The organism is Maribacter cobaltidurans (assembly GCF_002269385.1).
Lineage (GTDB): Bacteria > Bacteroidota > Bacteroidia > Flavobacteriales > Flavobacteriaceae > Maribacter > Maribacter cobaltidurans.
Map to the genome: position 1 here is coordinate 2962309 of NZ_CP022957.1, position 18463 is coordinate 2980771.

Annotated in this window: 15 protein-coding genes and 1 riboswitch; of the genes, 11 read left to right on the forward strand and 4 right to left on the reverse strand. The window is 40.7% G+C overall.

The genetic code is table 11. The annotated features are described in order from the left end of the window. Positions 1 to 3: 3 nt before the first annotated feature. Positions 4 to 744, reverse strand: a complete 741-nt coding sequence (locus CJ263_RS13065; RefSeq protein ID WP_094999245.1) for an electron transfer flavoprotein subunit beta/FixA family protein — start codon at positions 742 to 744, stop codon at positions 4 to 6. Between the two features lie 177 nt (positions 745 to 921). Here CJ263_RS13065 and CJ263_RS13070 point away from each other — a divergent pair, with 177 nt between their 5' ends. The 4 genes from CJ263_RS13070 to CJ263_RS13085 all read left to right on the forward strand — a co-directional run bounded on the left by CJ263_RS13070 (position 922) and on the right by CJ263_RS13085 (position 7634). Then, positions 922 to 1899 (forward strand): pyruvate dehydrogenase complex E1 component subunit beta, encoded by a 978-nt coding sequence (locus CJ263_RS13070; RefSeq protein ID WP_094997678.1) that lies wholly within the window; start codon positions 922 to 924, stop codon positions 1897 to 1899. A 103-nt stretch (positions 1900 to 2002) separates the two neighbouring features. Then, entirely contained in the window at positions 2003 to 4504 is a 2502-nt protein-coding gene (locus CJ263_RS13075) for a DUF5686 family protein (RefSeq protein ID WP_094997679.1), read from the forward strand. Positions 4505 to 4578: 74 nt separating this feature from the next. Next, positions 4579 to 5106, forward strand: a complete 528-nt coding sequence (locus CJ263_RS13080; RefSeq protein ID WP_094997680.1) for an inorganic diphosphatase — start codon at positions 4579 to 4581, stop codon at positions 5104 to 5106. A gap of 104 nt (positions 5107 to 5210) precedes the next feature. After that, positions 5211 to 7634, forward strand: a complete 2424-nt coding sequence (locus CJ263_RS13085) for a sodium-translocating pyrophosphatase (protein WP_094997681.1) — start codon at positions 5211 to 5213, stop codon at positions 7632 to 7634. Positions 7635 to 7711: 77 nt separating this feature from the next. Here the strand turns inward: CJ263_RS13085 and CJ263_RS13090 are convergent, their stop codons facing one another. Then, positions 7712 to 8413, reverse strand: a complete 702-nt coding sequence (locus tag CJ263_RS13090; RefSeq protein WP_094997682.1) for an energy transducer TonB — start codon at positions 8411 to 8413, stop codon at positions 7712 to 7714. A 254-nt stretch (positions 8414 to 8667) separates the two neighbouring features. Between CJ263_RS13090 and CJ263_RS13095 the strand changes: the two genes are divergently transcribed. Both CJ263_RS13095 and CJ263_RS13100 read left to right on the forward strand, forming a co-directional pair. Further along, the gene (locus CJ263_RS13095; protein WP_094997683.1) at positions 8668 to 9933 is read left to right on the forward strand and encodes an MgtC/SapB family protein; all 1266 of its coding nucleotides are present in this window, start codon (positions 8668 to 8670) and stop codon (positions 9931 to 9933) included. Beyond that, the gene (locus CJ263_RS13100) at positions 9934 to 10938 is read left to right on the forward strand and encodes an App1 family protein (RefSeq protein WP_094997684.1); all 1005 of its coding nucleotides are present in this window, start codon (positions 9934 to 9936) and stop codon (positions 10936 to 10938) included. A 3-nt stretch (positions 10939 to 10941) separates the two neighbouring features. Here CJ263_RS13100 and CJ263_RS13105 read toward each other — a convergent pair whose 3' ends face one another. Then, the gene (locus tag CJ263_RS13105) at positions 10942 to 11556 is read right to left on the reverse strand and encodes a deoxynucleoside kinase (protein ID WP_094997685.1); all 615 of its coding nucleotides are present in this window, start codon (positions 11554 to 11556) and stop codon (positions 10942 to 10944) included. 337 nt (positions 11557 to 11893) lie between these two features. Here CJ263_RS13105 and metK point away from each other — a divergent pair, with 337 nt between their 5' ends. The 4 genes from metK to CJ263_RS13125 all read left to right on the forward strand — a co-directional run bounded on the left by metK (position 11894) and on the right by CJ263_RS13125 (position 15978). Further along, the gene (gene metK / locus CJ263_RS13110) at positions 11894 to 13150 is read left to right on the forward strand and encodes a methionine adenosyltransferase (protein WP_094997686.1); all 1257 of its coding nucleotides are present in this window, start codon (positions 11894 to 11896) and stop codon (positions 13148 to 13150) included. A gap of 103 nt (positions 13151 to 13253) precedes the next feature. Further along, positions 13254 to 15194: a CocE/NonD family hydrolase gene (locus CJ263_RS13115; protein ID WP_094999246.1), complete on the forward strand. Its 1941-nt coding sequence runs from the start codon at positions 13254 to 13256 to the stop codon at positions 15192 to 15194. A 178-nt stretch (positions 15195 to 15372) separates the two neighbouring features. After that, positions 15373 to 15441: a DUF3667 domain-containing protein gene (locus CJ263_RS21465; protein ID WP_394339925.1), complete on the forward strand. Its 69-nt coding sequence runs from the start codon at positions 15373 to 15375 to the stop codon at positions 15439 to 15441. 6 nt (positions 15442 to 15447) lie between these two features. Next, positions 15448 to 15978, forward strand: coding sequence for a hypothetical protein (locus tag CJ263_RS13125; RefSeq protein WP_094997688.1), 531 nt, complete (start codon positions 15448 to 15450; stop codon positions 15976 to 15978). Positions 15979 to 16067: 89 nt separating this feature from the next. Here the strand turns inward: CJ263_RS13125 and CJ263_RS13130 are convergent, their stop codons facing one another. Next, positions 16068 to 16439 (reverse strand): endonuclease domain-containing protein, encoded by a 372-nt coding sequence (locus CJ263_RS13130; protein WP_094997689.1) that lies wholly within the window; start codon positions 16437 to 16439, stop codon positions 16068 to 16070. Positions 16440 to 16916: 477 nt separating this feature from the next. Continuing rightward, a riboswitch (SAM riboswitch) is annotated at positions 16917 to 17033 on the forward strand. Between the two features lie 143 nt (positions 17034 to 17176). On the opposite strand from CJ263_RS13130, the gene CJ263_RS13135 reads away from it, so the two are divergent. After that, positions 17177 to 18463: an O-acetylhomoserine aminocarboxypropyltransferase/cysteine synthase family protein gene (locus tag CJ263_RS13135; RefSeq protein WP_094997690.1), complete on the forward strand. Its 1287-nt coding sequence runs from the start codon at positions 17177 to 17179 to the stop codon at positions 18461 to 18463.

Below are 18463 nucleotides of genomic sequence, written 5' to 3' on the forward strand. Positions count from 1 at the left end.
CGATTATATTACTTTGGCTTCATTATGGAGTAATGAGACAAGCTCATCCACGGATTCGGCCAATTTGATTTCTCCCTTAGGTGCAGGTTTGTTGAATTTTACATCTTCGGTGGCATGGATTCCAGATACGGGTTCCACAACGTTCAAGGCCTTTTTTCTTGCCATCATGATTCCCCTCATATTGGGAATGCGAAGATCACTTTCCTCTACCAACCCTTTTTGACCTCCAACGACCAAGGGCAACGAAGTGCTCAAAGTTTCCTTTCCTCCATCAATTTCCCTGACAGCGGTTACCTTTTCCCCCTCGATTTCCAATTTGATACAGGTGTTTACAAAATTCATGTCCAATAATGAGGCAAGAATGCCCGGTACCATTCCACCATTATAATCGATGGATTCCCTACCACCAATTACCAAATCGTATCCTCCACTTTTCACAACCTCTGCTAACTGTTGTGCCACGAAAAAACCATCGGTGGGTTCAGCGTTTACGCGTATGGCTTCATCGGCACCAATGGCCAATGCCTTTCTCATGGTGGGTTCCACATTGGCACCTCCAACGGTAGCAATATGTACGGTTGCACCTTGCTTTTCCTTTAGCCACATGGCCCTGGTGAGCCCAAATTCGTCGTTAGGGTTAATAACAAACTGGACACCGTTTGTATCAAACTGGGTGTCGTTTTCCGTAAAATTTATTTTGGATGTTGTATCCGGAACATTACTTATACAAACAAGTACTTTCATTGAATAAAATCTTTTTATGTGATGGGAACGAAGATAACCAATTATTTCCAAATTTACTATGCATGCATAGTAAATTTTATAACTTTTTTTAAAACCTGCATCCGTTGAATTGACATATAATTTCCTATTTTTGCTTGCTTTCAATTGAAAGGTTAAAGACTAATATTTCTTATTAAGATGAAAACACTACAGTTTAGAGAAGCTATTGCGGAAGCGATGTCCGAGGAGATGCGTAGGGACGAATCCATTTATCTAATGGGTGAGGAAGTTGCGGAATATAATGGTGCTTACAAGGCTTCTAAAGGGATGTTGGATGAGTTCGGTGCCAAAAGGGTTATCGATACGCCTATTTCCGAACTTGGTTTTGCGGGAGTCGCTGTAGGTTCTACTATGACCGGTAACAGGCCCATTGTGGAGTTTATGACCTTTAACTTTGCCTTGGTCGGTATCGATCAAATTATCAATAATGCGGCAAAAATAAGACAAATGTCCGGCGGGCAATTTCCTTGTCCCATTGTGTTCAGGGGACCCACGGCATCTGCGGGCCAGTTGGCTGCGACACACTCACAGGCTTTTGAAAGTTGGTACGCCAACTGTCCAGGACTAAAGGTAATTGTTCCTTCCAATCCGGCAGACGCCAAGGGTTTGTTGAAATCTGCCATTAGGGATGACGATCCGGTTATTTTTATGGAGTCCGAACAAATGTATGGTGATAAAGGTGAAGTACCCGAAGGTGAGTATACAATTCCTATTGGTGTTGCAGATATTCGAAGGGAAGGGAAGGATGTAACCATAGTATCCTTTGGAAAAATTATCAAGGAAGCGGTAAAAGCTGCCGAAGAATTGGAGAAGGAAGGAATAAGCTGTGAAATAATCGATTTAAGAACCGTTAAACCTATGGACTACGAAGCCATTGTAAAATCGGTTAAAAAAACAAATCGTCTTGTCGTTTTGGAAGAAGCATGGCCTTTTGGAAATGTAGCAACCGAGATTACATATCATATTCAGGCAAATGCTTTCGATTATTTGGATGCACCGATTATAAAAATCAATACGGCCGATACACCGGCACCATACTCACCTGTACTATTGGAGGAATGGCTACCAAATTATAAGGACGTTATAAAAGCCGTTAAAAAAGTGTTATATAAATAACTGTTAAGTAATGTAAAGGTACCTTAGCTTCTTCGACCCATGTTGAAGAAGCTTTTTTATTGGTACGCTATTTGTGAACAAGCATGGCAGAACAACCTTATATATGAAAAAACTCTTTTTCTGTTTTCTTCTTCTTATGACCATACGGGCTATGGGCCAAACCAAGGTGGGAGGTCTGGTAATAGATGAAAGTGGAGAACCGGTTGCATTTGCGAACGTTCTTTTTAAAGGCTCTACGGAAGGTACTATAACCAATGACAATGGGGGGTTTTATCTGGAATCGGACAATAATTACAACGTTCTGGTCATTTCGTTCATCGGGTATGAAACCAAGGAAATTGAGCTTGCCGGTAAGGTAAACTACGATTTGAAAATCTCTCTTTTAGAGGCGGCCGAGCAACTTAACGAAGTTGTGCTGATTTCTGGAAAGCAGTCCAAAAAAAATAATCCGGCAGTGGATATCCTTAGGAAGATATGGGCCAAAAAACGTCAAAATGGAATCCGAAAGTTTGATCAATATGCCTTTGATAAGTACGAAAAGGTAGAATTTGACCTGAATACCATAGATAGTGCCCTTATGAAGCGCAAAATCTTCAAAGGGTTGGAATTCGTATTTCAAGACTTGGATACCTCTAGGATTACCGGCAAGACCTATTTACCTATTTTTTTGAATGAAACGTTTTCTAAAGTGTATGGGGATAATGTCATAAATGAAGAAAAGGAAGAGGTACTTGGGAACAAAAATTCCGGCTTTGAGAATAATCAGGCAATCATTGCCTTTGTACAGGACCTTTACCAGAGTTATGATATCTATGATAATTACTTGAAGTTTTTTGACAAGAGTTTTACCAGTCCCTTATCAAGAACAGGAATAGATACCTATAATTATGCGTTGCGCGACAGTGCCTTTATAGATAACAAATGGTGCTATAACATTGTGTATTATCCGAGGCGAAAAAATGAGCTTACGTTCAAGGGGGACTTTTGGGTGAACGATTCTACTTGGGCCATCAAGAACATCAATTTGGAGGTAACCAAAAGTGCCAACATCAACTGGGTAAAGGAAATTTATATTGAACAGGATTTTGAGGTAGTGAACGATTCCCTGTTTCTTTTGAAGCGGGATTATATGTTAAGCGACTTCAGTTTTCAGAAAAAGGAAAAATCCAGAGGGGTATACGGTAAACGCACGACGGTCTACGATAACTATGAATTTGATAAACAGAAACCTAGGGATTTTTATAAAAAGGATTTGAACCCTTTGGATATCAACCTTATAGTCAAGGATGATGAGTTTTGGCAAAAGAATAGATTGGAATCCCTGAACAAGGATGAAGCGGGAATCTACAAATTGTTGGATACGCTAAAGACCGTTCCCAAGTTTAAATCCTATTATAACCTAGTGAGTATTTTGGGTTCGGGATATGTGGAAATTGATAAGTGGAATCTGGATATAGGTACTATTTATGACTTCTTTGGGTATAATCAGGCCGAAGGACCAAGAGTGCGGATAGGGGCAAGGACCTATCGGGGTCAAAATGATATGTGGCGGTTGGAAGGTTATGCCGCCTACGGATTTACCGATAGAAAAATGAAGCATGGATTAAGCGGTAAATTTTTAATAGAACCCAAAACAAGGTTCATTATTTCCGGGGGAAATAGGCGTGATATTGAACAATTGGGAGTTAGCCTAACGGCAACCCGCGATGTGCTCGGGAGAAGTGTGGCCTCGTCATCGCTATTGACCGTTGGAGCCAACAATAGGTTGACGAACATAAACCTAAGTGCCCTGAATTTTGAAGTAGAACCTATTACAAATTTTAGGGTTTCCCTAGGTGGTACTTTTAGGACCTTGAGTTCTGCGTTACCAAACGAATTTAGTCTGGACTATATAGATCCGGAGTCCCCAACGGGTATTTCATCGGAAATTAGACAGTTCGATTTTAATACCCTATTAATTTATACTCCTGGAAAAAAGACCATAGGATTTGGTGTGGAACGTAGGGATGTGAACGATACCTATAGTACCCTGCTACTTAATTATACCAAAGGGATGGAGGGTGTTTTGGGAAGCGACTTTAATTACCAAAAACTTCAATTTTCCTACAGTCAACCTTGGCAATTAGGTGGTTTCGGAAGATTGCTAAGTACGGTTGAACTTGGAAAGACTTTTGGCGAGGTGCCTCTAGGGCTGTTGAGCGTTGTACCGGGGAACCAAACTTTTTTCTCCAACTATGGTACCTTTCCCAATTTGGATTTTTATGAATTCGTGACGGATACCTATGCATCGGTTCATCTGGAACATAATTTTAATGGCAGGCTCTTTTCTAGGATACCTTTTTTGCGTAAATTGAACCTTCGGGAAATCGTGGGTCTCCGAGGAGTTTGGGGAAATCTTTCGGATGAGAATATCGCTTTAAGCACACCCGCGACTATAAACACCCCATTACGCGCACCGTCCGAAAAAATATATTATGAATACTCCTTCGGGGTAGGGAATATATTTAAAATCTTTAGGTTGGATTTTAACTTTAGGGGCAACTATTTGGACAATCCAAATGCAAGGCCCTTTGGAGTTACGGGCACCTTCGGATTCAACTTTTAAATACGTTGTTCCCCAAGCAATTATTGCATATGACATTCGTTACTTTAAACAAACGTAAATAACACTTAACAAAAATGGCAAGTAAAAAACCTGTGACATTTGATGTACTGATAGAAATTCCCAAAGGAAGTAGAAATAAATATGAGTATGATTTCACCCTCCATAAGATTAGATTCGATAGAACCTTGTTTTCATCCATGATGTATCCAGGGGACTACGGGTTTGTGCCTGAAACCTTGGCTTTGGACAAAGACCCTTTGGATGTTTTGGTCTTGGGTACTGAACCTACCTATCCCATGGTGGTCATGGAAGTAAAACCTATAGGGGTTTTCCACATGACCGACGAAAAGGGACCAGATGAAAAAGTTATCTGTGTTCCGGTCTCCGATCCCATTTGGAGCAAAAGAAGTGATATCAGCGATTTAAATCCGCATAGGCTTAAGGAAATCGAACATTTCTTTCAGGTTTATAAGGATCTTGAAAAAAAGAAGGTCGATACCGGTGGCTGGGGCAATCATGAAGAGGCCGTAAAAATTTATGAAGAATGTGTAAAGCGCTATGCTGAAAGTGAACATAAGGATAAGCGCACCTTTATGATATAGTTATTTTTTAAGAAGTCAAAGCCCCCTTTTAATATAATTAAGGGGGCTTTTTTTATTATATTCTATTTTACTACTTTAGCAGCCACAAAAAAATAACTAATCAAATGGAATTAATCGTAAAGTTTTTACCTGCTTTTGGTGTCTTGGCTCTTTTGTATGTTTTCATTAAAAGTGCATGGGTATCCAAACAAGATGTTGGTAATGAAAAAATGGCGAGAATAGCCAAAAACATTGCCGATGGGGCAATGTCTTTCTTAAAGGCCGAGTATAAAATTTTGGCTGTTTTTGTAGCTGCGGTCGCGGTCCTTTTGTTCTTTAAAGGTAGCAACGAAGTGGGATCTAACGGCATGGTGGCAATTTCATTTATTGTAGGTGCTATCTGCTCTGCTTTAGCTGGTTTTATTGGTATGAAAGTGGCTACCAAAGCAAACGTTAGAACAACACAGGCAGCTAGAACTTCGCTAGGTAAAGCCTTGGAGGTTGCCTTCGCCGGAGGAGCCGTTATGGGACTTGGTGTTGTAGGATTGGGCGTACTTGGTTTAAGTGGCCTTTTTATGATTTATAGTGGACAAGGTTGGTCAATAGGTGAAGTTCTGAATGTATTGTCCGGTTTTTCCCTGGGTGCCTCTTCCATTGCATTGTTTGCACGTGTAGGTGGTGGTATATATACTAAAGCCGCTGACGTTGGTGCCGATTTGGTAGGTAAGGTAGAAGCTGGTATTCCTGAGGATCACCCATTAAACCCCGCTACGATTGCGGATAACGTTGGTGATAACGTAGGTGACGTTGCCGGTATGGGTGCGGATTTGTTTGAATCTTATGTAGGTTCAATTATTGGTACAATGGTTTTAGGTGCTGCATTTGTGCAAATTCCTGCCTTTGAAAGTGCTTTTGATGGCTTGGGTGCGGTTTATCTACCATTGGTACTTGCCGCTGTAGGAATTATTATGTCCATCATTGGAACATTCTTCGTAAGGGTAAAAGACGGTGGAAATCCACAAACTGCTTTGAATATAGGAGAATTTGGATCTGCCGGTTTAATGTTGGTCGCTTGTTATTTCATTATAACCAATATGCTTCCAGAAAGTTGGACCTTCGGTGGGGTAGAATATAGTGCATTGGGTGTTTTCATTGCTGTACTTGCCGGTCTTATTGCAGGTTTGGCTGTAGGTAAGGTAACGGAATATTATACAGGAACGGGAACTAAACCTGTTAACGCCATTGTTCGCCAATCCGAGACAGGAGCGGCAACAAATATTATCGCAGGTCTGGGTGTGGGTATGATGTCAACCATGTTTCCTATTCTTTTAATTGCGGCTGCCATATTGATTTCACATCATTTTGCGGGTCTTTATGGTATTGCAATTGCTGCTGTTGGAATGTTGGCTAACACTGGAATACAGTTGGCTGTAGATGCTTACGGACCAATTTCTGATAACGCTGGAGGTATTGCGGAAATGGCCGAACTTCCAAGCGAGGTAAGGGAACGTACGGATAAATTGGATGCAGTAGGTAATACAACGGCTGCTATTGGTAAAGGATTTGCCATTGCTTCTGCCGCATTAACGGCTTTGGCCCTTTTTGCCGCCTTCATGCAAACTGCCAATGTAGTGGCTATTGATGTTTCCAAGCCAACGGTTATGGCCGGTTTATTGGTTGGTGGTATGTTGCCCTTTGTATTTTCGGCATTGTCCATGAATGCAGTAGGTCGTGCCGCTATGGCCATGATAGAAGAAGTACGTCGCCAGTTCAGGGATATCCCTCAATTGAAGGCTGCCTTGGAGGTAATGAGGGCCGTAGATTCAGATATGTCCAAAGCAACTGAGGCACAAAGAGCCACTTTTGATGCTGCCGATGGAGTCGCGGAATATGATAAGTGTGTTGCTATTTCCACACAAGCTTCCATTAAGGAAATGGTATTGCCAGGTTTATTGGCCATTGCCGTACCCGTTGCCGTAGGATTTGTTGGTGGTGCAGAAATGTTGGGCGGACTATTGGCAGGGGTTACCACTTGTGGGGTATTGATGGCTATTTTCCAATCCAATGCCGGTGGTGCTTGGGATAACGCGAAAAAGACCATAGAGAGTGATGGCCGTAAAGGTACTGATGCCCATAAAGCGGCTGTAGTCGGTGATACGGTAGGAGATCCTTTCAAGGATACTTCCGGTCCATCCTTGAATATCCTTTTAAAGTTGATGTCTGTTGTGGCTTTGGTAATCGCACCTAGTATTGCTATGAGCGGGGATAGCATGACAGCTTACAATGAGGAAAAGGTTGCTACTGAAATGGTGGCAAAGCAGGTTGAGAAAAAAGTTGAGGTTAATATGGAAGAGAATGGGGAAGGATTAGTTAAGGCCACAGTAGTAACTACACTAATTGATAATGGTGAAGAATCTGTCTCGGAACAAGTTTTTGAAGGTACCGAGGAAGAGGTTAAGGCTGAAATAGAAGCTTTCAACAAAAATTCTGAAGATATAGAAGTAAAGATTGAAAAAGTGGTTAAAGAAGTAGAGAAAAAAATCCAGTAGGAATTCTTCTTAAGACAAAAATCATTTTATAAAAAAAAGGGCTTACCGTTTTCGGTAAGCCCTTTTTTATTGGGTTTTTATTGAAGTACAAAATTAATGGGAATACTAAAAGAGACCTTTACAGGGGTTCCACGCTGTTGTCCCGGAGTCATTTTGGGCAATTTGGAAAGGATACGGATGGCTTCCTCTTCCAAAACTTTGTGCGGTCCTCTTTTTTGGATGGTTCCAATGGAACCATCACTTTTTATTTCGAATTGGGTACTTACCCTACCTTGAATTCCCATTTCTTGGGCGAGTTCTGGATACCTGAAGTTTTTTTGGATGTGCTTTTGCATCATTTCATTAAAGCACGCCCTTTTATCCTTGGCATTTTCACATCCTGGGAAAATGGGTACTTCCTCAATGGTAATCCAATTTACATGTACTTCCTCTTCCGGTTCATCGACTTCTATGTCATCAACCTCAAGAATTTCGGTCTCGGTATCCGCTTCTGTGGATAAGATTTCGGTTTCTTCAATTTCTACATCATTGTCTTCTACCTTTATTTCCGGAGGAAGTACTTGTTTAATTTTCGGCTGCTCAACCTTAAATTTCTCTATGGGTTCCTCCTCTATTTCACTAGGTGCCACATTCATGCTTACTTCATAAATAGATTTTGGTTCATAGGATTTCCATTCTAAAGCTATAAACGCCAGTCCTAAAACAAGTAAAAGTCCAAATACAAAAAACAAACTACTCTTTTTGTTGAGGTCTTTTTTGGGATTCTTTTTTGGTTTCATCTTTTTGAATTTGTGGCTTCTTTTGACAAAAGCCCGGTTACACATAGTTTTATAATTTACCTCAAGCTATGGTCTTTTACTGTAGTATAAAATGGACAATGAGTCAACTGTGGTGTTCACTTAGGGAAATGCCCTTTTATATGGAAAAGGTGGTATAATTTAAAATTGTTCTATAAGGAATCGGTTTCATTTGAAATAAATTACTCCGTTTCACCCCTACTTTTTATTCGCTATTTATAGTATATTCATGGTGTATGGACTATACCGATTTATCTACTTTAGGAATTGCCTTTGGTTTGGGGCTTTTGGTAGGGCTGCAACGACAGCGAACCGATAACAAAATGGCCGGGGTACGTACGTTTACCTTAATTTCCATATTAGGTGTAATGTCTGCCTTTTTGACCCGTGATTTGGAAAACCCCTATCTGCTTCCGGTCATTGGACTATGCCTCACCGGACTTTTGATTGTGGCCAATTTGATAAAACTTAAAAAGTTTGAGGATGCGGATGTGGGTCAGACAACGGAGGTCGCCGCCCTGCTCATGTTTGCCATTGGGGCCTATTTGGTCTTGGGAAATCAGGTAATCGGTATTATTGTAGGTGGAGTTATGGCCATACTCCTTTATGTGAAGGAACATTTACATGATTTTATTGAAAATTTAATGGAGAAGGACTTGGCCGCCATAATGACCTTTGCCGGAATTTCCCTAATTGTATTGCCCATTCTTCCCAATCAGACCTATGGTCCCTTTAATGTCATAAACCCTCATAATATTTGGCTAATGGTGGTGCTTATTGTGGGTATCAGTGTGGTGGGATATTTCATTTATAAATTTTTGGGCAAAAAGGCGGGTATTATTTCCAATGGAATTTTGGGAGGATTGATCAGCAGTACTGCCACCACGGTGAGTTATGCGAAAAAAACAAAAGATGTAGGAAGGGTCGATTTAATAGCCGCGTTTATCATTACTACGGCCTCGGCCATTGCGCTTGTCCGTGTTATGGTTGAGGTAGGAGTGGTCATACCGGAAAAACTAAATTCAATTGTTCTGCCTTTATTCTTTGAATTGGTTTGTATGGCCATTTTGTGCGGGGCATTGTTTTATTTTATAAACAAGGAAAAAAACGATGATGAAATGCCCGAACCGGACAATCCCGCTCAATTTAAAAGCGCCTTGGTATTTGGTCTGTTGTATGGCCTTATATTATTGGCCGTAGCTTTTACCAAGGATAGATTTGGTAATGAAGGGCTTTATATTGTCTCGATTATAAGCGGACTTACGGATGTGGATGCCATAACGCTTTCCCTCTCTAATTTAATGAAGAACGATGGGTTGGCCACTTCAACCGGATGGCGCTTAATTTTGTTGGCCTCCTTGTCCAATTTGTTGTTCAAGGGTGTAATGGCAGCAGTCCTAGGAACCAAACGATTGATGAAATGGATTGGCATGTCTTTTGGCATTTCCATAGTAATCGGTTTATTGATCATGTGGCTCTGGCCAGAAAATTGGCATTTTTAAATGAAAGTGTTTTGGAAAAAGGATAAGCTCCAAATTATTGCCTTTAACGGTTATGGAACCTCGAATAGATTCTATGTTAGGGGCAGGGCACTTGAGGATGAAAATATAGATCTAGGACACAAAGGTGCTTTTAAACTCTTGGTAAATACATGGAAGAGATTTGAAACTGATGAAATTAAAAACACCCCAATAAGAATCAGCTTAGATGAAGATATCGGAATACAGGGAAAGACTGACCACGAAGGCTATTATCTCATTAACGAGAAAGTAGAAGGGTTATCAAAACATATGAATGAGGAGGGGTGGGTGAAATTTGAGATTTCCTTTTTGGATACGAATTTAAAAAGGGAAATACTAAGACAAAACCGGTTCCCGGGAGAAATGCTGATTCCAAGCCAAACCGCTAGGTTTGGGGTCATTAGCGACATCGACGATACCATTTTACATACGGGGGTTGTATCTTCCTTAAAATGGAAGGTATTGATCAATACTATTTTTACCAGGGCAATCAATAGAAAACCCTTGGAGGGTGCTGCTGATTTTTACCACCAGCTACATCAAGGCAAAGAGGGGAATGAAGCCAATCCCATTTTTTATGTGAGTCATAGTCCCTGGAATTTGTACAGATATCTGGAACTTTTTTTGACGGTAAATAAGTTTCCGAAAGGACCGATTCTTTTGAGAAGTATGTCCAGCTTCAGGAGAAGGAGAAGAGAGGATGACAAACCCCAAAAACAAAAGGAGATTACCAATATTTTTAATACTTATCCGGAAATGTCCTTTATTCTCATAGGGGATAGTGGTGAAAGGGATGCGGATATTTATATTGAAATTTCCAAGTTGTTCCCTAATAGGGTAAAGGCCATTTATTTAAGAAGTGTATCTAATGCAAGAAGAATGGCGAGAGTATCCAATTTGTTTAAAGGCTACAAGAGTATTCCTTTTCTAATGGTGAATAAAACGAAAGAAGCCATTGCCCATGCGAAAAAAAATGGGTTTATCTAATCGTTAGAATAGACCATTGATTTCAGCATCAATTTTATTGATCACTGTTCCCAAGTCTTCTGGGTTATCTACAAAATCCAGTTCATCCACATCGATAATCAAAAGCTTTCCCTTATCGTAACCATGAATCCATGCTTCGTATCGTTCGTTGAGTCTACTCAAATAATCAATGGAAATACTGTTCTCATAGTCCCTACCTCGTTTATGGATTTGTTTTACCAGGTTTGGAATGGAACTTCTTAAGTAAATTAACAATTCAGGGGGATTTACTAAGGACTCCATTAACTCGAACAAACTGGAATAATTTTTAAAGTCCCTGTTGGTCATAAGGCCCATGGCATGAAGGTTGGGGGCAAAAATATGGGCATCCTCATAGATGGTGCGATCTTGTATTACATCTTTACCGGTTTCCCTTATTTGTACAATTTGTCTATAACGGCTATTCAAAAAATAAATTTGGAGGTTAAAGCTCCAGCGCTCCATTTGGGTATAAAAATCATCCAGGTACGGATTGTCTACAACGTCTTCAAAATGGGCTTCCCACTTAAAGTGCTTGGCCAATAATCTGGTTAAAGTGGTTTTACCTGCTCCAATGTTTCCGGCAACGGCAATGTGCATTTTGCTCTTATTTAGTGGTTAGTTGTTCTAAAAAAGTTGTAGCGTACAATATACAAAGTATATTAACTTTTAGAAAAAATAGTAGTTGAAATGCCTGCAATATTTTTGAAAGCCTTTGATGAAATATGTGGGGACACAAAATGATGTTAATTCATTTTTAAAACAAACTATTTTCATACTTTTGACTCAAAATTAGGAGGAAGGATTTGACTGATTGCAACCTCGTTAAAAATGCTAAAGCAGTTTTGTGTCGACCGTGTTTGACAACTCTTCAAGAGAAAAACAATACCTTCTTTAGTCAGTGCAATTTTAAATCCTTTCTAAAAATCAAAAGGAAATGGCATATTTATTTACATCGGAATCAGTTAGTGAAGGACATCCGGATAAAGTAGCGGACCAAATAAGTGATGCACTATTAGATCATTTTTTGGCATTCGATCCAGAAAGCAAAGTGGCCTGTGAAACACTGGTCACTACGGGTCAAGTAGTGTTGGCAGGAGAAGTCAAAAGCCACACCTATCTGGACGTACAGAACATTGCCCGTGAGGTCATCAATAAAATAGGATATACAAAAGGGGAATATCAATTTAGTGGGGATTCTTGCGGAGTTATTTCATTGATACATGAGCAATCCCAAGACATCAATCAAGGAGTTGACCGAGGTGCCAAAGAAGAACAAGGCGCGGGTGATCAGGGTATGATGTTCGGCTATGCCACAAAGGAGACCGATAATTATATGCCCTTGGCTTTGGACATATCCCATAAAATATTACATACCCTGGCAGAACTGCGCAGGGATGGTAAGGAAATCAACTATTTACGGCCAGATGCCAAGGCCCAGGTTACCATTGAGTATTCTGATGAGAATGTGCCACAACGTATCGATACCATTGTAGTATCCACACAACACGATGCCTTTGATAGCAATGATGAGGCGATGTTGAAGAAAATAAAATCGGATATTATCTCCATTCTTATCCCAAAGGTAAAATCGCAATTGCCTGAGGATATCCAGAAACTGTTCGATGATCAGATTACCTATCATATCAACCCTACAGGTAAATTTGTCATCGGTGGCCCTCACGGAGATACTGGTTTAACTGGTAGAAAGATAATTGTTGATACGTATGGTGGAAAGGGAGCCCACGGTGGTGGAGCGTTTAGCGGAAAAGATCCTAGTAAAGTCGATAGAAGTGCGGCCTATGCGGCAAGACATATAGCTAAAAACTTGGTCGCGGCCGGCGTTGCGGATGAAATTTTGGTTCAGGTAAGTTATGCCATTGGTGTAGTAGAGCCAACTTCCATTTTTGTGGAAACGTATGGAACGTCCAACGTTAATCTGAGCGACGGCGAAATTGCAAAAAAAGTAAGGCAATTGTTCGATTTGCGACCTTTTGCGGTCGAGGAACGCTTAAAGCTTAGAAACCCCATTTATTTAGAAACCGCTGCATATGGTCACATGGGCAAGGAATCCAAAAAAGTGGTAAAAGTTTTCGAATCCCCTTATAATGGTCGGGTTGAAATGGAAGTAGAATTGTTTACCTGGGAGAAACTGGATATGGTTGATGATGTAAAAGTCGCATTCGGGCTATAACAAATTTTCAATATTATTTAGGAAAAGGAGCCAGATATGGCTCCTTTTTATTTTCAGGAATACCGATTCTTTCCTAGCTTTAGGGGCAATTAATTCAACCATGATGAAATCTACCTTAAAGTATCTACTGACGCTCTTCATTATCACTTTCCTTTTATATTCTTGTAAAAAGGAAGTTCAAACAACAGAAACTGCAGAGGTGGTTAGCACCTACGTTGCAGATAACTATACCAAAAAAGAGGTGGATATTGAAATGCGGGATGGAGTTACCCTACATACCACTATTTATTCACCAAAGGATACCTCAAAACAATATCCCATCATCATGCAACGTACTCCGTATAGCTCAAGGCCCTATGGAGAAGGCCAGTTTAAGGAAAGCATTGCTCCAAATGTTCATATGATGAAGGAGGGGTACATCGTAGTGTACCAAGATGTCCGGGGAAGGTGGTTGAGCGAAGGGCACTATGAAAACATGAGGGCCTATATTCCCAATAAAACTTCCGATCAGGATGTGGACGAAAGTTCGGACACATACGACACTATTGAATGGTTGGTGAACAACGTGGAAAACAATAATGGAAGGGTAGGTATCTGGGGAATTTCCTATCCTGGGTTTTATTCTACCTATGCTACTGTAGATGCGCATCCTGCTTTAAAGGCGGCCTCTCCGCAGGCATGTATCGGGGATTTCTTTTTTGACGATTTTCATCATAATGGGGCGTATCTCTTAAGTTATTTTAGGGCCACCAGTCTGTTCGGTACGCCCAGGCCCAATGGGGACCAGCCCATCGATACCGCTTGGTACACTTTGCCGGATTTGGGAACTGAAGATCAATATCAATTTTTCTTGGACGCCGGACCGTTAAAAAATCTCGATAGTTTTTTTGAATATGAAACCGGGGATACACCAAGGATGGCCGTTGATGGTAAAACGGACGATTTTTTTTGGAATGAACTAAAGGAGCATCCCAATTACGATGAATTATGGCAAAGTAGGGGGTTAATTCAGCACTTAAAGGATGTTAAGAGCCACGTGGCCACAATGGTAGTTGCAGGGGAATTTGATGCTGAGGATTTATACGGACCCTTGGAAACGTATAAGACTATTGAAAAATATAACAAGGACAATTACAACACTTTGGTCTTTGGACCTTGGGACCATGGCGGATGGGCACGAAGTAGGGGTAAGAACCTAGTTGGTAATTATTATTTCGGAGACGGTATTTCGGAGTTTTTTCAGGAGAATATAGAGACCAAATTCTTTCATCATTTTTTAAAGGGCGATGGAGATATGAACAGTGGATTGCCCGAAGCTTATGTGTTCGATTCAGGGAGAAAGGAGTGGAAACAGTACGATTCCTGGCCTCCCAAAGGGGTGGTAAAGCAGAATATGTACCTGTCCGATAATCAGGAATTGACCACTGAGAAGAAAGGCGAAACAGGGATTCAATTTGTGAGTGATATCAAAAAACCGGTTCCCTATTCGGAAGATATCAAATCCGTTTTTACCCCAAGAAAATACATGACAGATGACCAGCGCTTTGCCTCGAGAAGGTCTGATGTATTGGTGTTTGAAACCGATGTGATGGAAGAGGATTTGACCTTGGCAGGCGACATTATGGCGAATTTGAACGTTGCCACCACGGGAACGGCTGCCGATTGGATCGTAAAAGTAATCGATGTGCACCCAGCCGATGCAGAAAATCATGAAGACATGCAGGACCATTTGAAGATGAGCAACTACCATTTGATGGTGCGTAGCGAGGTGTTAAGGGGTAGGTTTAGGAATAGCTTCTCCCAGCCGGAACCCTTTGTGCCGAATCAAAAAACGGCAGTGAATATCAAGTTGCAGGATGTTTTCCATACGATAAAGAAGGGACACAAGTTACAGGTCCAGGTACAGAGCACTTGGTTTCCACTCATAGATTTAAACCCTCAGACCTATGTAGATAACATCTTTGAGGCGGACGAAGCCGATTTTAATACCCAAACCCATACGGTCTACACGGATTCTAAAATCGAGTTTACGGTGTTGAGGTAATTTTTTATCAGACTTAAATGGCTGAAATGGAATGCAAAAATTGTGGTGCAAATGTTGCCGAAATATATTGTCCGAAATGCGGTCAGCATTCTAGGGTAGGAAACTAAATCTTTCCAATTTTGTTCAGGAAGTTTCAGAAACAATTTTCCAGGTTGACCGGGGTTTTTTGAAAACTGTGGTGGATTTATTTTGGAGACCCGGCTATGCCATTAAGGATTATCTTCAAGGTAAACGCAAGAATTACTAGAGACCATTGTCGTATGCACTTGCGCTTTCTACTCTTTATTTTGTCCTCACTAGACTCTTAGATTCTGAAACTTTTTTAGGGAAAGCTATTTCTGGATTCAATGCAGGGTATGATGACAGTGTTAAAGGGGATTGTAAGTTTGATGTTAATTTGATACTTGATAATTATGCAATTATTTCCATATTGTTAATTCCCTTTTATGCTTTTAGTATGTTCATAGCATTTAAAGGTGTAAGATATAATTATATAGAACATATTGCTATCCGTTCATTTGTTGTAGGGCAACAGGCCTTAATATATTTGTTCTTTTCTCTTTTAATTTATCTTTTTGGCAAAAATGATATTCTAGAGTCTATTGCTGCTTTTTTGGCCATAGGGTATGTTTTTTGGGTGAACATTGGTTTGTTCAGGCCAAATAAGGTTTGGAATACCCTTTTAAGGACAGCAGGTTTCTATTTATTATTTGTCATTTTAATAAATATATTGTTGTTTACCACAGTTGTTGCCTTAATGTTTTTACAGAAAATAGATACTTAAACAATTTATAGGGGTGGTATGAAGTAAGCTTGTGAATACTTTCTTTTCCAAAGAGGGGTGATTTGGCTATGCCGAATCGGGGAGATTTTTTAAAAGACTGTGTTCGTAAAGTTGTTCTTGATTTCTTCCAGTACTGAAGGTAAATTTTCAAACACCATTTTGTTTTCAAATCGGATTACCTTCAAACCAAGATTCTCAATGTGTTCGGTGCGTTTTTCGTCATAGGCTTGGGCTGCGGAATTCATGTGAACTTGGCCATCCAATTCAATGATCAACTTTTCGGAAGGGCAATAAAAATCGACAATATACCAATCGATGCTGTGTTGTTTATGGAATTTTCTGCCTTCCAATTGTTTTGCCTTCAGATGTTTCCAAAGGAAAGCTTCGGCGGAGGTAAGGTTTTTCCTGAGCTCCTTCCGTCTTTCCAGAAATTCCTTGCGGTTATGGTGTTTATTCGCCATAGTTAAAAATACAAAAAAGCTCTGCTCTTTATTAAAAAGTGATGATTCGGCTGTGCCGAATCGAGGAGATTTGTTTTTTTAGTTTGATTTTTTCTATCCCTCCGACCCGATACTTTGTATAGCGCCACCTCCCTTTTCCAAAGGGAGGAGCTTTTTTCTGGAACTGGGTTAAATATGCTTTTTTTGCTGCCTACAGTAGTAATAACAAGCTCCCCTCTTTTCCAAAGAGGGGTGATTCGGCTTTGCCGAATCGGGGAGATTGGGTTTGTTCAAAATTTTCTATCCCTCCGACCCGATACTGCGTATCGCGCCACCTCCCTTTTCTAAAGGGAGGAGCCTTTTTTAGCTGTGCCAAATCGGGGAGATAAATTAAAACCTATCATTTCACTAGGGTTTTGTTAATTTTTATGGTTTGATTAGGATTTTAAAACATACCCCCCTTATATTTGCATCCACTAAGTTCAAACACGTATTGAATAGTTATCAAGAAAGGTGGAGGGATTGGACCCTTTGAAGCCTTAGCAACCCTTGTTCTCCCGATGATTATCGGAATCAAGAAGGTGCTACATTCTACCCTTAGGGGAAGGATAACAGTCATCGAAATTTAATCGATTTCACTTTCTTATAACTTATTTGATTTTACCTAACCGCAATGTCGGCAGGTTGGGGTTTGGCTTTTTTAATCATTTTTCACGTCCCATATTGGAATTGGGCTTAACTATTAAAAAACAAAAATCATGAGCGATCAAAAATTAGCAACAAACGCCTTACATGCTGGGCATGACACAACGCAAACTGGTGGAACCCGTGCCGTACCTATTTACCAGACGTCATCCTATGTATTCAATAATACGGAGCATGCCGCGAATCTATTTTCTTTGGCGGAATTAGGGTTTATCTACACCCGCTTGAACAATCCTACCAACCAAATTCTTCAGGACCGTTTGGCCGCTGTGGAAGGTGGTGTTGGTGCGGTGGTCTTTTCATCGGGAGCGGCTGCAATTTCTACGGGACTTTTAACCTTGTTAAAATCAGGAGATCATATCGTAGCCTCCAGTAGCTTGTACGGAGGTACGTTTAACCTTCTCAATGTAACACTACCTCGTTTAGGAATTCACACCACGTTTGTAGATGCCTCCAATCCAGAGAACTTTGGAAAAGCTGTAAAAGAAAATACCCGGGCCATCTTTGTGGAATCCTTGGGTAACCCAAAGTTGGATGTATTGGATTTGAAGGCGATATCCAAAGAGGCAAAAGCTGCCGGTGTACCCTTTATTGTAGACAATACGGTTGCAACACCAGTTTTGCTGAATCCGATCGAGCATGGGGCGAACTTGGTCATACATTCTTTAACCAAATATATTGGCGGACAGGGAACGTCATTGGGCGGTGCCATTATCGATGCCGGTACTTTTGATTGGGCCAACGGAAAATTTCCAGAATTTACCGAACCATCGGCAGGTTACCACGGTCTGGTATATCATAAAGCCTTAGGTGCGGCAGCCTTTACCTTTAAATTGATTTTGGAAGGTCTTAGGGATTTCGGGGGAGCTTTAAGCCCGTTCAATGCCTTTCAAATTATTCAGGGATTGGAAACCCTACCGGTGCGTATCAAGCAACACAGTGCAAATGCCCTGGAGCTTGCAGAATGGCTGCAAAGCAGGGATGAAGTCGCTTGGGTAAAATATCCGGGTCTTAAAGGGGACGAGTATTATAATTTGGCACAGGAATACCTGCCCAAAGGGCAAAGTGGATTGGTCACTTTTGGAATCAAAGGAGGATTTGAAGCGGCCAAGAATGTAACGGATGCCACCAAAATATTCTCTTTATTGGCGAACATTGGAGACACCAAATCCTTGATTATCCACCCGGCGAGTACAACCCATCAGCAATTGACGGAAGAACAGCAATTGAGTGCGGGTGTAGGTAAGGATTTGATCCGACTTTCAGTAGGGTTGGAAGATATTAACGATTTAAAGGCCGATTTGGAACAAGCTTTTGCCGCGGCCAACATCAAAGCATAA